The organism is Rhizobium sp. NFR03 (genome assembly GCF_900111275.1).
Lineage (GTDB): Bacteria > Pseudomonadota > Alphaproteobacteria > Rhizobiales > Rhizobiaceae > Ferranicluibacter.
This window is the reverse complement of record NZ_FOGR01000007.1, coordinates 54738-69335: the sequence shown is the minus strand read 5'-3', so window position 1 is coordinate 69335 and position 14598 is coordinate 54738. Positions and strand designations below refer to the sequence as shown.

At 61.9% G+C, this 14598-nt stretch carries 13 protein-coding genes; 6 read left to right on the top strand and 7 right to left on the bottom strand.

Annotation, left to right across the window (positions count from 1 at the left end):
- Positions 1 to 8 precede the first annotated feature (8 nt).
- The 3 genes from BSG19_RS19670 to BSG19_RS19660 are packed head-to-tail and all read right to left on the bottom strand — an operon-like array spanning position 9 to position 3063.
- A complete protein-coding gene (locus BSG19_RS19670) occupies positions 9 to 1508 on the bottom strand; it encodes a tripartite tricarboxylate transporter permease (protein WP_092989729.1) in 1500 nt (499 codons plus the stop codon).
- Between the two features lie 36 nt (positions 1509 to 1544).
- Entirely contained in the window at positions 1545 to 2021 is a 477-nt protein-coding gene (locus tag BSG19_RS19665; RefSeq protein ID WP_092989728.1) for a tripartite tricarboxylate transporter TctB family protein, read from the bottom strand.
- A gap of 58 nt (positions 2022 to 2079) precedes the next feature.
- Positions 2080 to 3063 (bottom strand): Bug family tripartite tricarboxylate transporter substrate binding protein, encoded by a 984-nt coding sequence (locus BSG19_RS19660; protein ID WP_092989727.1) that lies wholly within the window; start codon positions 3061 to 3063, stop codon positions 2080 to 2082.
- Between the two features lie 239 nt (positions 3064 to 3302).
- Here BSG19_RS19660 and BSG19_RS19655 point away from each other — a divergent pair, with 239 nt between their 5' ends.
- On the top strand, positions 3303 to 4325 hold the full coding sequence (locus BSG19_RS19655) for a LacI family DNA-binding transcriptional regulator (protein WP_092989726.1): 1023 nt from the start codon (positions 3303 to 3305) through the stop codon (positions 4323 to 4325).
- A gap of 9 nt (positions 4326 to 4334) precedes the next feature.
- Here BSG19_RS19655 and BSG19_RS19650 read toward each other — a convergent pair whose 3' ends face one another.
- Positions 4335 to 5504 carry an L-talarate/galactarate dehydratase gene (locus BSG19_RS19650; RefSeq protein ID WP_092989725.1) on the bottom strand — a complete coding sequence of 390 codons (1170 nt, stop codon included), beginning with the start codon at positions 5502 to 5504 and terminating at the stop codon, positions 4335 to 4337.
- A gap of 102 nt (positions 5505 to 5606) precedes the next feature.
- Between BSG19_RS19650 and BSG19_RS19645 the strand changes: the two genes are divergently transcribed.
- From BSG19_RS19645 to BSG19_RS19630, 4 genes are all read left to right on the top strand, one after another.
- Positions 5607 to 6512, top strand: a complete 906-nt coding sequence (locus BSG19_RS19645) for a LysR family transcriptional regulator (protein ID WP_092989724.1) — start codon at positions 5607 to 5609, stop codon at positions 6510 to 6512.
- 286 nt (positions 6513 to 6798) lie between these two features.
- Entirely contained in the window at positions 6799 to 7536 is a 738-nt protein-coding gene (locus tag BSG19_RS19640; RefSeq protein WP_092989723.1) for a metal ABC transporter ATP-binding protein, read from the top strand.
- On the top strand, positions 7533 to 8396 hold the full coding sequence (locus BSG19_RS19635) for a metal ABC transporter permease (RefSeq protein ID WP_092989722.1): 864 nt from the start codon (positions 7533 to 7535) through the stop codon (positions 8394 to 8396). Before BSG19_RS19640 ends, BSG19_RS19635 begins: the two co-directional genes overlap by 4 nt.
- 23 nt (positions 8397 to 8419) lie before the next feature.
- Positions 8420 to 9316: a metal ABC transporter solute-binding protein, Zn/Mn family gene (locus BSG19_RS19630; protein WP_092989721.1), complete on the top strand. Its 897-nt coding sequence runs from the start codon at positions 8420 to 8422 to the stop codon at positions 9314 to 9316.
- 148 nt (positions 9317 to 9464) lie between these two features.
- Here the strand turns inward: BSG19_RS19630 and BSG19_RS19625 are convergent, their stop codons facing one another.
- The 3 genes from BSG19_RS19625 to BSG19_RS19615 form a co-directional block, all read right to left on the bottom strand.
- On the bottom strand, positions 9465 to 11291 hold the full coding sequence (locus BSG19_RS19625) for a methyl-accepting chemotaxis protein (RefSeq protein ID WP_092989720.1): 1827 nt from the start codon (positions 11289 to 11291) through the stop codon (positions 9465 to 9467).
- 160 nt (positions 11292 to 11451) lie between these two features.
- Positions 11452 to 12153 (bottom strand): SDR family oxidoreductase, encoded by a 702-nt coding sequence (locus BSG19_RS19620; protein ID WP_092989810.1) that lies wholly within the window; start codon positions 12151 to 12153, stop codon positions 11452 to 11454.
- 145 nt (positions 12154 to 12298) lie between these two features.
- Positions 12299 to 13507, bottom strand: coding sequence for an MFS transporter (locus tag BSG19_RS19615; protein ID WP_092989719.1), 1209 nt, complete (start codon positions 13505 to 13507; stop codon positions 12299 to 12301).
- A 109-nt stretch (positions 13508 to 13616) separates the two neighbouring features.
- On the opposite strand from BSG19_RS19615, the gene BSG19_RS19610 reads away from it, so the two are divergent.
- Entirely contained in the window at positions 13617 to 14585 is a 969-nt protein-coding gene (locus BSG19_RS19610) for an AraC family transcriptional regulator (protein WP_092989718.1), read from the top strand.
- Positions 14586 to 14598: the final 13 nt, after the last annotated feature.

Sequence of the window (14598 nt, the reverse complement as noted above, 5' to 3'; positions counted from 1 at the left end):
AACGTCCCTTATTCCGTGAATGCCTCTTCCCGCTTGCGGCTGATGCCCGGCGCCAGCACGAGCGCCAGAACGACGGCTGCGAAAAGGAGAAGAGACAGGCTGAGCGGGCTGCGCACGAAGACCGTGGGATCCCCCTGGCTGATCAACATGGCACGCCGAAGGTTTTCCTCCAGCATCGGCCCCAGAATGAAACCGAGAAGCAACGGCGCCGGCTCGAAGCGAAGCTTGCTGAGGATGAAACCGACGACGCCGAAGCCTGACATGACGAACACGTCGAAAACGCTGTTGTTGATACTGTAAGCGCCGATACAGCAGAAGCCGATGATGGCTGGGAACAGGAGATGGTAAGGCACCGTCAGCATTCGCACCCACAGGCCTATGAGCGGCAGGTTGAGAATGACCAGCATGAGATTGCCCGACCACATGGAGACGATCATTCCCCAGAAGAGGGCGGGCTCATCCGAAATGACGTTCGGACCGGGCGTGATGCCCTGCAGGATCATCGCGCCGACCATCAGGGCCATAACCGGATTGCCGGGAATGCCGAGCGTCAGCATGGGAATGAACGAGGTCTGCGCACCGGCATTGTTCGCCGATTCCGGTGCAGCAACGCCTTCGATCGCGCCCTTGCCGAACTCCGCGCGGTTCGGCGACAGGCGCTTCTCCATAGCGTAGGACGCAAAGGAGGCGAGCATGGCGCCACCGCCCGGTAGAACACCGAGGAACGAGCCGAGCGCCGTGCCGCGCAGGACCGGCCCAATGATACGTTTGACGTCGTCCTTCGTCAGCATCAACCCGGTCACGCGCTTGACGCTGACGGACCTCTCCTGCTCGTTCTCGAGATTTCGAAGGATTTCGCAGATCCCGAATATGCCCATGCTGACGGCCACGAAGTTCAGGCCGTCATAAAGCTCCGGGATGTCAAAGACATAGCGCGGCGTGCCGCTCTCCACGTCGGTGCCGACAGTGCCCAGCATCAGCCCGAACACGATCATCGCCATGGCCTTCGGCAGGGAACCGCTTGCCAGCGCCACCGAGGCGACGAGGCCGAGCACCATAAGCGAGAAATATTCGGCCGGACCGAAGTTCAGCGCAACTGCGGCCAGAGGCGGCGCAGCCATGGCGAGCAGGATCGTCGCGACCGTGCCCGCGAAGAAGGAGCCCAGCGCAGCCGTTGCAAGAGCGGCACCGGCCCGCCCGTTGCGCGCCATCTGGTAGCCGTCGATTGCCGTGACGACCGAGGAGCTTTCGCCAGGAAGGTTGATAAGAATGGCCGTCGTCGAGCCGCCATACTGGGCGCCGTAGAAAATACCCGCGAGCATGATGAGCGCGGATTCCGGTGGCAGGCCGAAGGTGATCGGCAGCAGCATGGCGATGGTTGCGGTGGGCCCCAGCCCCGGAAGCACGCCGATGGCGGTGCCCAGAAGACATCCGATGAAGCCATAGAAGAGGTTCATCGGAAGGAAGGCCGTCGACGCACCGAGCATGAGGTTCGAAAAGAGATCCATGGAAAATCCAATCCAGTTGCCGGCTGTCCGGGAACGTCACACGCTGCCGAGAAACGGAACCCACGGCCCGAAGGCACTGACGGGCAGCGCCAGCAGCCGTGTGAACAGCAGAACGGAACAGACCGACAGGAACAGGCCGAGCAGGATCGAATGCCGCCAGTTTGCGTAGCGGCTGGCTGCGGCCACCCCGACGATGAGAAGGAACATGGTGGGCGCCAGCCCAAGACCGGAAAGGACAAGGCCGAAACCGACCGGCCCGAGGATGACAAGCGCAAAGGCTGTCCAGTTCCACATATCCGGCTCGCTCTCCTCCGCATGGACGACGACAGACTGGACGACGATCAGCGCGCCGATCGCGATCAGCAGGATGCTCAGCATGACCGGGAAGTAACCGGGTCCCATCTGGAATGAATTACCCACGGTGAGCTCTCTGCCAAACCAGATGAACAGGAGAGCGACGCAGATCATCGTCAAGCCGCCGATGAAGTCGCGGCCGTTTTTTATCTTCAGCATGGTTCAGATCTCGCAGGAAGGGTGTTGCCGGCCGACAGATGCCAGCCGGCAAGACAGGTCATTGCAGGGGAACGTTCGCGGCTTTGATGACGTCGGCCCACTTCGCCGTTTCCTTGGCGATGAAGTCCTTGAATTCCGCCGACGTGCTGCCAACCGGTGTGACACCCATCGCCTCCAGCTTCGCCTTCATGGCGGGATCCGCGATGATGGCCTGGACTTCCTTGCTCAGCTTCTCGACGATTTCGGGCGGCGTGCCGGGAGGGGCGAAGAGGCCATGCCAGGAGGTCGCTTCGAAGCCCGGAATGACGCTCGCCATGGTGGGCACGTCGGGCAGAAGGCTGGCCCTTTCGAGGCTCGTCACCGCGAGCGCCTTGACCTTGCCAGCCTTGACCTGCTGGGCGGCCGTGGGAATGTTATCGAACATCATGTCCACGTGACCTGCCACCACATCGAGAATGGCCTGGCTGCTGCCCTTGTAGGGAACATGGGTCATCTTGATGCCGGTCTTGGTGGCCATCAATTCACCGGCAAGGTGAATGGAGGTGCCGACACCGGAAGAGGCGTAGGTGTGCTTGCCCGGCTCGGCCTTGAGGAACGCGATCAGCTCCTCGACCGAGTTCGCCTTGATCTTGTCAGGATTGACCACCAGCACGTTCGGCAGACTTGCAATCAGCGAGATCGGCTCGAAGCCCTTCTCCTTGCTGTAGGGCAAGGTCTTGTAAAGCGTCTGGTTTATGGCATTCGAGCTGACGGTGCCCATGCCGATCGTGTAGCCATCGGGCTTGGAGCGGGCGAGATCGCCAAGGCCGATATTGCCGCCCGCGCCAGGCTTGTTCTCAACGATGAACCGCTGGCCCAATCGCTTGTCCAACTGCTCGGCGACGAGGCGGCCGAACGTGTCGGTGTTGCCGCCAGCGGCGAAGGGAACAACCACGGTGACGGTCTTGGATGGATAGTCGTCGGCCGCGTGGCCGGGCGCGGCACCGGATGCGCCAAACGCCGCTGCAACGGCCACAATTTTCATGATCCGCTTGAGGTTCATTCTGTCTCCTCCCTTTGTCTGGCTCTCGCCAGTTCCCGAAAATTCACCCCTCCGGATCCTCCTCCAGAAGAAATGAAAGCGCTTTCATTGTACTCGGACAATCGTACGTCGCAAGTTGCAGATAAAAATTTCTAATGTCATTATATCAAGTAGTTAGCTATTTTTCGTTCACTCGTCCTGCATGCCCTCTTGCTCATCAACAAAATGAAAGCGTAAATCATTTTAACGGAGGGGTTAAAGTGGATTCGGGAAAGAACAGGCAGACCGCGTCGCGCGGGCCGGTGACGCTGGCGGACATTGCGAGGCTGGCAAACGTGTCGCCGGTCACAGTGTCGCGGGCAATCAACACGCCGGGCCTCGTGAAGCCGGGAACACTTGAGGCGATCGAGCGTGTCATCGCCCGCACCGGCTATGTCCCCAACCTGCTTGCCGGCGGTCTCGCCTCCCGAAGGACAAAGCTGATTGCTGCCATCGTCCCCGCGGTGTCCAGCACGATCTTCGCCGAAACGATCGAGGGCCTGAACACGGAACTCGTCACCGCGGGGTATCAGTTGCTTCTCGGCCTCAGCGGCTACGACCCGAAGCGGGAACTGGAACTGACGCGCGCCATTCTCGCCCGTCGTCCGGACGGCATCATCCTGACGGGCATCACGCATCTTAAAGAAACGCGCGCCATGCTGACGGCGGCGGGCCTTCCGATCGTCGAGATCTGGGATTCCACGCCATCCCCGCTTGATACAGCGGTCGGGTTTTCCCATGCCGCCGTCGGTGCTTTGGTTGCCGATCACCTGTTGCGCAAAGGATATGATCGCTACGCGCAGATCGGCGCAAACGATCCCCGGGCCGTCCAGCGCCGGGACGGCTTCGTGCAGCGCCTCAGCGGAATTGCCGAGGTGGAGCTTCCCGATCTCGAAATGAATTCACCCTCGACGTTCCGGGACGGGCGCCAGGCGATGGCGCAACTTCTGGATCGCGGACACGGCACGCTCGGCGTGTTCTGCTCCTCGGATGTCGTCGCCCATGGCGCGCTGGCCGAAGCCTATGCGCGTGGATGCAGGATGCCCGAAGATCTTGCCATCGTCGGATTTGGAGACTTCGACTTTGCTCCCTACACCCATCCGCCCCTGACCACCGTGCGCATCGACCGCCGCGATATCGGCACCAAGGCGGCCCAATCGATCCTGCGGAAGATAGACGGCGATGAGACTGTGGAGGCGATGATCAATGTCGATTTCCATATCGTCGTGCGCGGAACGGCCTGAGCCGCGACGCTACGGCCGCTTTCCGAACTCGGCCTCCGCCCTCTTCCAGCGATGGGCCTGTTCGGACAGCGTGATACCGAGCCCCAGGCGGGCCGGCACGATCATTCGGCCATGTTCGATCTCCAGATGCTCGTTGAACAGCGGGTCGAGCCAGTCGAAATGCTCCACCCAGGGCTCAAGCTCATACGCCGCTGCAAGGTGAAGGTGGATCTCCATGGCGAAATGCGGCGCCAGCTGCAGCTTCTTTGCCTCTGCCAGCGCGCAGATCTTCAGGAACTGGGTGATCCCGCCGACACGCGGCGCGTCGGGCTGGATGAAATCGACCGCGTTGTTGTTGATAAGCGCGACATGCTCCAGCGCACTTGCGAGCATTTCGCCGGTGGCGATCGGCGTATCCAAATGCGCCGCGAGCATCGCATGGCCCTCGACGTCGTACGCATCCAGCGGCTCCTCGATCCAGGTCAGGTTGTAGGGTTCCATCATCCGGCCGAACCGCATAGCCGCCGGCCTGTCCCATTGCTGGTTCGCGTCGACCATCATGGCGGCCCGCCCGCCGATCCGCTCGTGGACCGCGGCCACGCGCTTGGCATCGATCGTCATGTCGGGCTGACCGACCTTGATCTTGATGCCGCCGATGCCCGCGGCGATCGACTGTTCGACATTGTCGAGAACCTCTTCGATGGGCGAAGACAGAAATCCGCCCGACGTGTTGTAGCAGCGCACGGAATCGCGGTGGGCACCGAGCAGTTTGGCGAGCGGAAGACCGGCACGCTTGGCCTTGAGGTCCCAGAGGGCAATGTCGAACGCGGCGATGGCCTGGACGGCGAGACCGCTGCGCCCGACCGACGCGCCGGCCCAGCAGAGCTTGTTCCAGAGCTTGCCGATATCGTTCGGATCCTCACCGATGAGAACGTTGGCGATCTCGCGTGCATGCTCGAACTGGCCGGGACCGCCTGCGCGCTTCGAATAGCTGAACCCGATGCCGCTGTGACCCTGTCTCGTCTCGATCTCCGCGAAGAGAAAGGCCACCTCGGTCAGCGGCTTCTGCCGGCCCGTGAGAACCTTCGCGTCACTGATCGGGGTTTTCAACGGCAGGAAGATCGATGACAGCCGGATCCAGGCGATGCTGTCCGGGCTGGCGTCCTGTTGTCGGGAAACGGTCTTGGCTATCGTGTCCATCGTTCGCGCACCTGATGTTGTGTCTATACCTTGACGAATAGCGCTCGCATCCATCTAAGTCCAAATCGAATGTTGTCGAACATCTATTCAGGAATTGAATGAATGCTGGACATGGCGCATGTCAGATCCTTTATCGTTCTGGCGTCGGAGCTGAACTTCAGCCGGGCTGCTCGCCGGCTGAACATCACGCAACCACCGCTCAGCCGCCAGATCCGGCTGCTGGAGGAGCAGCTCGACGTGTCGCTTTTCGAGCGCAGCAGCCGGCGCGTGGCCTTGACGCCGGCGGGCCATGCCTTCCTGCACGAGGCACAGAAGCTCGTGGCGCAGGGGGAAGCGGCCATGACCGCGGCGAGGCGCGCCGCGCGGGGCAGTGCCGGATCGGTGCGCGTCGCGTTCGTCGGAGCCGCGACCTACACGTTTCTCCCCGATTTCATCGCGAGAGCGCGCACGTCCGCGCCGCAGATTGAGTTGGAGCTGGTGCAGATGGAAACAGCCGAGCAGATGAAGGCGATCAACGACGGCGAGATCGATCTGGGCTTTTCACGTCCATTGGCCGCACAGCACCGTCTCGACAGCCTCTGCGTCGCCCGGGAGGCGATGATGCTGGCCCTTCCGAAAACCCATCCGCTGAGCGCTCACAGGCGCGTTCGCCCCGACATGCTGAACGGCGAGCCATTTATCATGTTCTCCCCGCAGGCACGCTACCTGCACGACATGTTGACACGCCTGATCGCCGAACACCGCATCGAACCCAGGATCGTCCAGAGCATGACGCATTCTCAGGCGATCCTGTCCCTCGTCAGCGCCGGCATCGGGCTGGCCATGGTGCCGGCGGGAACGCAGAATGCCTGCTCGACCAACGTGATCTTCAGGCCGCTGGATTTGCGCGAGGACTGCCTTGCCGAACTCCACATGATCTGGAGTCCCGACAATCGCAACTCGCTGCTCAGGGATGTGCGTGCTGTCTGCGAAGACCGGCATCGGGCCGTCGCGCGCAGCAGCCGTTAGGGCCTGTACGACCACGGCCGATGAGAGGGCTCGGCAACACAAAGTCGTATCGATAACGACCTCGGTTAAACCGGCATATGGTGCCGGACGAACAATTTGTTCGACAATGAAAATGATATAATATAACAGAACACGATCATCATCGACGTATGGTCGTTTTCATGGCAAAAGACACGAACCCCTTTCAGGCGTCCTTGATGGCGCGGTCGTCTTTGACGCGGCTTGCCGCGGTGGCTGTCCTGCATCTTGCCCTATGGGGCGCGATCCTCTGGGCGGTCGCGCTTCCATGAACGCGGCCGCGGTGACGTTCAACAACGTCTCGATCACCTATGACCGTCATGTCGCGGTCAGTGGCATGACGGGCTGTTTTTCGCCGGGAAGCGTCACAGCCATCGCCGGACCGAATGGTGCGGGGAAATCGACGCTTCTCAAGGCGCTGATGGACGATCTGCCGGTCGCATCGGGTAAAATCGACCGGGGTGGGCTACGCAGGCAGGACTTCGGCTACCTGCCGCAGACAGCGGAGATCGACCGGCATTTCCCTCTGACCGTCGCCGATACGGTGATGCTCGGCGCCTGGAAGGAAACTGGCGGTTTCCGCAGGCTTTCCCGCGGGTCGGCCGAAAAGGGTCTCGCCGCCCTTCACGCCGTCGGGCTCGATGGGTTCGGCCACCGGCATATCGGCGCTTTGTCATCCGGTCAGTTCCAGCGTGTCCTCTTCGCGCGTCTGTTGCTGCAGGACCCGACATTCATCATTCTCGATGAGCCGTTTGCAGCCATCGATGCCGCAACCACGCGCGATCTCCTCGCGATCATCGATCGCTGGAAGGCCGAGAACCGGACCATCGTGGCGGTCCTGCACGACATCGACCAGGTCCGATCATACTTCCCCCGGACCCTCCTCATGGCCCGCGAACTCATCGGCTGGGGCGACACGGAAACGGTGATGTCGCCTGCGAACCTGCAACGGGCACGGGCAATGTCCGAAGGTGCGGCGGCAAGACTATCGGTGGTGGCGCAATGAGCGTTTACGATGCCGTCCTTCATCCCTTCATCGAGTACGGGTTTATGCGCCGGGCGCTCGTCGCCTGCATCTCGCTCGGCCTTGGCTCCGGCCCGGTCGGCGTGCTTCTCATGCTCCGGCGCATGAGCCTCGTCGGGGATGCCATGAGCCATGCCGTCCTTCCGGGCGCCGCCATCGGCTTCCTGATTGCCGGAGGTCTGTCGCTTCCTGCCATGGGAATTGGCGGCGTGGTCGCCGGGCTGATCGTCGCCATGCTGTCGGGCCTCGTCAGCCGAACGACGGTGCTGAAGGAAGACGCCAGTTTCGCCAGCTTCTATCTCGCATCGCTAGCCGCCGGCGTGCTGATTGTCTCGCTACATGGATCGAACATCGATCTGCTGCACGTCCTTTTCGGCACGATTCTCGCCATCGACGCAAACGCCCTCTTCTTCGTCGGCGGGATCACGACCTTCACCATCACGATCCTCGCCATCGTCTATCGTCCTTTGGTCGCGGAATGCTTCGACCCCGGCTTTCTCCGCTCCGTGCGCGGGCATGGATCGGCTTACCACTTCCTGTTTCTCTTTCTGGTCGTTCTCAATCTTGTTGCAGGTTTTCAGGCGCTCGGCACCTTAATGGCGGTCGGACTGATGATGCTGCCTGCGGCGGTCGCGCAGCTCTGGGCGCGGACGCTTCCCGTCATGATGGCCATCGCCGCCATCACCGCCGCCGTCTCGGGCTTTCTGGGCCTGCTGCTTTCCTACCATCTGGGCCTCGCATCCGGACCGACCATCATCCTGGTTGCTGCCCTGATATACGGCGTCTCGCTCCTGTTTTGCCCTTCCGGAGCACTCAGACGCGTATTTCCAGCCCGCATCTGAAGATGCACAAAAGGAGTTACACGATGAAGCACACCCGGCATTTCGTATATGTGAGCACGGCGCTCCTCGCCGTTTCGGGGTTTGCGGGAACCGCTTCGGCTAAAACGCTCGATGTCGTCGCGAGCTTTACGGTTCTTGCCGATGTCGTCCACGAAGTCGGCGGCGATAACGTCAAGGTCACCTCGCTTGTCGGTCCCGATGGCGACCCCCATGAGTTCGAGCCGTCCCCGGATGACGCCCGCAACCTGAATGCGGCCGACATGGTGTTCGTCAGCGGCGAAGGTCTCGAAGGATGGATGGACCGACTGATCACTGCCTCCGGCTTCAAGGGGACGCCTGTTGTCGCATCGGACGGGATCAAGACACGAACGATGGTGGAAGACGGCGAGACCGTCACCGATCCCCACGTCTGGAACAGCCCCGTCAACGTGCTCGTCTGGGTCGATAACATCGAAAAGGCATTGGAAAAAGCTGCCCCTGAAGATGCGGCCTCCTTCAAGGCCAACGCCGAGCACTACCGCAGGACGCTGCACGATCTCGACGCCTATGCCCACGCGCAGCTCGACAAGGTTCCCGTGGACAAGCGCAAGATCCTGACCAGCCACGATGCGTTCGGCTATTTCGGCCGCGAATACAATGTAACGTTCCTTGCGCCCATCGGCCTCTCGACGGAAACCGAAGCCTCGGCGGCCGATGTTGCCAGGCTGATCGAGCAGATCAAGACCGAGAACGTGAAGGTCTACTTTTTCGAAAATTCCAACGATCCGAAGCTCGTCAAGCAGATCGCATCGGCGACCAGTGCCAAGCCCGGCGGCGAACTCTACGTCGAAGCGCTTTCAAAGGCGAACGGCCCGGCTCATACCTACCAGACGATGTTCCGCTACAACGTGGACCAGATCGCGCAAGCCCTGAACAAGTAGCGACGACGGGGTGCCGTGCGTACGGACGGCACCCCTCCCCTTGCGAGATCCCTTGCTGATGGATGCGTATGACGTGCTGCTGTCTGCGGCTCCGCACACTCCAAAGGATCTCGCCGGTCGATATGGCCGGCATGGCTCTATGCAGTGCCTAAGCGACCTGACGGAACCCTGTAGGGAACTCTCGCGAATGAGATGTCGAACCGGTGCGAAACTGTGCGATCAACTGCGCAAGTTGTTGGCTCTCATCGGCAAGCCCGACGCTTGCAGCATTCATCTCCTCGACCATTGCAGCATTTTGCTGCGTCGCCTGATCCATGTGGTTGACAGCCGTGTTGACCTCGGCGAGACCCGACGCCTGCTCTTGCGCGGATACAGCAATGGCATCCATGTGCATATTGATGTCTTCAACCACGAGGGCGATCTGCTTCAGGCCTTCGCCGGTATCTCCCACGAGCCTTACGCCTTCGGTCACCGCAATGCCCGAGTTGCTGATCAGCGACTTGATCTCCTTGGCAGCCTTCGCCGAGCGTTGCGCGAGCTCGCGCACCTCTTGTGCGACAACGGCAAAGCCGCGTCCCGCTTCGCCCGCACGCGCGGCCTCCACGCCGGCATTGAGAGCGAGAAGGTTTGTCTGAAAGGCAATCTCGTCTATCACGCTGATAATCTGCGTGATCTGTTGCGAGGAGTGTTCGATGCGCTGCATGGCAGCGACGGCGTTGCTGACGACGGCACCGGAATTCTCTGCGTGCTGGCGAGCACTGCGGACAAGCGTTCGAGCCTCGGAAGAGCGCTTTGATGTCGCCTGAACGTTTGCCGTGATCTCTTCGAGCGCAGCGGCCGTTTGTTCAAGCGATGCAGCCTGCTGTTCCGTGCGCCGGGACAGATCGTCGGATGCCTGCGAGATCTCGCCGCTGCCGTTCGCCACACCCAGACCAACGCTTCCCACCGAGACAAGAACGCTGCGCAACTGGCGGACGGAACTGTTGAAATCGTGGCGGAGCGGTTCGAACTGCTGCGCGAAGGCCTGTTCAACCTCGCACGTCAGATCATACGCAGCGAGACGTCTGAGAGCTGCCGCAAGCGAGCCTGTCGCCTGGTTGAGGCGTTGCTCCGCCTCTTCCTCGGCACGGCGCTGAACCTCGGCTTCGTTATTGCGCGCATTGACGCGCGCCTGTTCGGCACCTTTCTCCATCTCCAGCTTGTCGATCGACGACTGACGCAGGATCTCGACGGCTCCGGCCATCTCCCCGATTTCATCCTTGCGGCCGGCATCCGATATGACCTCGTTCAGCTTGCCGCCTGCAATCGAGAGCATGACTTTCGAGAGACGCGCGATCGGACGGGACACTCCCATGATAATCCAGAGGGCGAAGCCTCCGAGGATGATGACGCTCAGCCCGATGAAACTCGCTGTCGTCATGGAAGAACGCGAGAAGGCGGCATCTGCGGCGGTCGCCGAGGCGGCAGCACCAGCATCGTTCAACGTGATGACCTCGCCAAGCGCTCCGAAGGCATCCACCAGCGGCTGACGGGCTGGGGCAATCGCGGCGACGGCCGCTGCCTGGTCTCCGGTCTTCACCGCATCGGCTATCTTTTGACGGGCTGCGAGGTAGGCCGCCCACTTCTCCTCGAACGTCTTCCATTTGGCACGATCGAGATCGGATGTCAGCGTTGCGCGGAAATCGTCGTACGACTTCGGAATGCTCGCATCCATTTCAACGAACTCGTCGTTCAGACCCTTGATTTCGACAGGGTCGACCGCGATGGCCGTGCGGATCGTCGTCGTGTGGTAGCGCAAAAGCGTGAACTGTATCCCGTCGAGCTTCATCACCCGAGGCATCCATACCTGTCGCGTGTCCGAGGCTGCGGTGTAGACGGTGGACATCTGTTGATAGCTGATCAGGCCAAGACCGATGATCAACAACAAGGCTGCCGAAGCCATAATCATAAGACGCGCGGGAATACGGAGGGACATCGGAAGCTCTCTTGGCAATCATGTACGATGCGTGTCACCAAAACAGTTTTACATAAAGATTTAGTGAAGCCTTACCTTCCGAATGTGAAATGTAAGCGTTGTCTGAACCGGATGGTCTACGGATGGCTGATCGAGCCATCCGGATTTCTGTGGCAGCCTCTCAAAGCGATCGCGTGATGCCCCCATCCACGCGGATGCTCTGGCCTGTGATGTAGCCTGCGCCGTCGGAGGCGAGAAATGAGACGGTGGCCGCGATTTCCTCGCTCTTGCCGTAACGACCCATGGGAACGCGGTCGCGAAACGCGTCCTTCTCCGGCAGGCTGTCGATGAAGCCGGGGAGGACGTTGTTCATGCGCACGTTGTCGGCTGCGAACTGGTCGGCGAAGAGCTTGGTATAAGCGGCAAGGCCCGCCCGGAACACCGAAGAGGTCGGGAAGACCGGATCGGGCTCGACCGCGCTGAAGCTGGAAATATTGATGATGACGCTGGATTTCTGCGCGCGCATGATCGGCGCAACCAGACGCACCGGGCGGACGACATTCATGAAATAGACGTCCATGCCCCGGACCCAGTCTTCATCGGTGATATCGGCGACGGGGGCTCTCGGCCCGTGTCCGGCGCTGTTGACGAGAACGTCGATGCGACCCCAGCGCTCCATCGTGCGATCGACCAGTGTCTTGAGATCGTCGTTCGACTGGTTGGATCCGGTGACACCCAAGCCGCCGAGTTCTTCGGCCAGCGCCTCACCTTTGCCGGAAGACGAGAGGATCGCGACCTTGAAGCCGTCTGCGGCGAGCCGGCGGGCGGCATCCGCCCCCATGCCGCTTCCACCCGCGGTGATGATGGCGATCTTCTGGGTCATGGCGTCTGCCTTTCGATAGCTGGACATGTTCAAAATATATGCCACTGCCATCGGCCGGAGCGAAGGGGTTTCTATCGCCGATCGACATCCCGCCGACGTGCAAACGGCGGCATCGCTGCCGCCGTCGCTTTCCTTCGATATAAGATCAGGCCGGCTGCAAGCGCGCCCGTCCGGCAAAGACGATGACGAGCACGCCGAGGACGGCGGAGACGCTGGTGAACCCGAAGACAGCGGTGGCACCATGGGTATCGACCAGCAATCCGCCGAGGACCGCGCCGCTCGAAATCGCAATCTGGAAGGTGCTGAGCATCAAGGCACCCGCACTTTCCGCCTCATCGCCAGCCGCGCGCGTGACATAGCTCTGCACGCTGACCGGCAAGGCGCCGAAGGCAAAGCCCCAGAGGGCTGTGGTAACCGCTGCGACAGCGGGAGATGCGCCGGCGAGTGCCAGAACGAGAGCGGTCACGGCAACACCGCCGGCGGCAAGCGCGATCGAGAGCGAGGTGTTCCGCTCCGAGACGAAGCCGCCAAAGATGTTGCCGAGAAAGCCGCCGATGCCATAGGCAAGCAGGATGGCAGAGAGTGCCTCCACGCCGAAGCCGGGAACGGTCTCAAGGTAATAGCGGATGAAGGTGAAGCCGGCGAAGTGACCGGCGACGACGAGAAGCACCGTCAGCAGACCGACGCGAATGGCCGGCCGGCGCAGGACGCCGAGCAGCGTCGACAGGCCGGCCGCACCCTTCGACGGCATAGCCGGAAGGCTGGTGGCCTGCATGACGAGGGCAACGATGCCGAGCGCGGCGGAGAGGCCGAAGGCCGTGCGCCAGCCATAGGCTTCTCCGATCCACGCACCAAGCGGCGCCGCGCAGACGGTGGCGAGCGAAACGCCCGTCATGATGATCGCCATCGCGCGCGGCATGAGACGGCCGGGAACAAGGCGCATGGCGAGCGCCAGCGACATAGCCCAGAAGCCACCGAGGCCGATGCCAAGCAGAGCGCGGGACAGAAGCAGCATCGGCAAGCCGCTCGCCATGGCGGCCATGAGGCTCGACACGATGAGGAGCGTGGTGAGCACCAGAAGCGTACCGCGGCGGTCCCACCGGCTGGTTCCGATCACGACGGCGGGACCCGCGATTGCCCCGACGATGGCCGTCATCGTCACGGATTGTCCGGCCGCACCGATGCTGACGCCGAGGTCCTGAGACATGGGGGTTAGAAGGCTTGCCGGAAGGAACTCGGCCGTCACCAGCGCAAAAACGCCAAGAGAGAGCGACGCGACACCGGCCCAGGCAGCCGTTTTGACGTCGTCGGTTTCCGTCACCTCGGCTACGCCGTCATCGATAAAAGTGTTCATAAGCAAGCTCTCCGATAAATATGCGATATGGGTAAGCGTGACGACGTGGAGAATCTATGCTAGAAAATCCATATCACATGACCATTCGTCCAAATCAGGAGGCCGCGCCGTGAACGATCCACTGACGGAGATGTTGAAGGGCTTGCGTCTCGATGGCGTGGACTACAGCCGTTGCCAGCCGAACGCACCTTGGGCCACGTCCTTCCCCAGGCAGGATGCAGCACAGTTCCATTTCCTCGCGGCAGGCTCCGCCTTCTTTCAGGATCCGTCCGGCGACTGGAGCGAGCTTCATCCCGGCGATGCTCTGCTGATCCCGCGCGGCGACCCTCATATTCTGGCCAGCGCGCCCGGCGTGCCGGCCACGCCGGTCGCCGCTTTGCCGCGCAAGCCTCTCTGCGACGGTATCGTGGAGCTGGAATGCCGAGGCTCTGACAGCCGCAATGTCCTGTTCTATGCCTTGATGCGCTTCAATGTCGATACGCTCCACCCGCTGCTGCAACTCATGCCGGATGTGATGCGGGCCAGCGATCTTGCGGCCAGCGAGCCATCCATCCGCCCGCTGCTCGATGCCATGCAGCGCGAGGTGGAGATGAACCGCGTCGGTGCAGGTGGCATCCTGTCGCGCCTTGCCGACGTGCTGACGGCAACGCTCATCCGCACCTGGGTGGAGCATGGCTGCGGCGACTCGACCGGCTGGCTGGCGGCCTTGCGTAATCCCGAGATCGGCCGGGTGCTGGCCGCGATCCACCTCGACCCCGCCCATGACTGGAGCGTCGATGAACTCGCCCGGCATATGGGGGCCTCACGCTCCGGTTTTGCGCAGCGCTTCGCGGAGGTGGTCGGCGAGACACCTGCCCGCTACGTCGCCCGCATGCGCATGCATCAGGCGCACCAGTGGCTTGGCGAGGGTCAGCGTGTTGCGGCCGTCGCGGAACGCCTCGGCTACGAGTCCGAAGCGTCCTTCAGCCGCGCCTTCAAGCGCATCACCGGCAGCCCGCCAAGCCACGTGCGGGATGTCGCCAGACGCCAGCCGCGGGCGCAGGTGACGAATATGCTCGGGGCTACACAAGAAGCGTGATCGACCTTGTGGA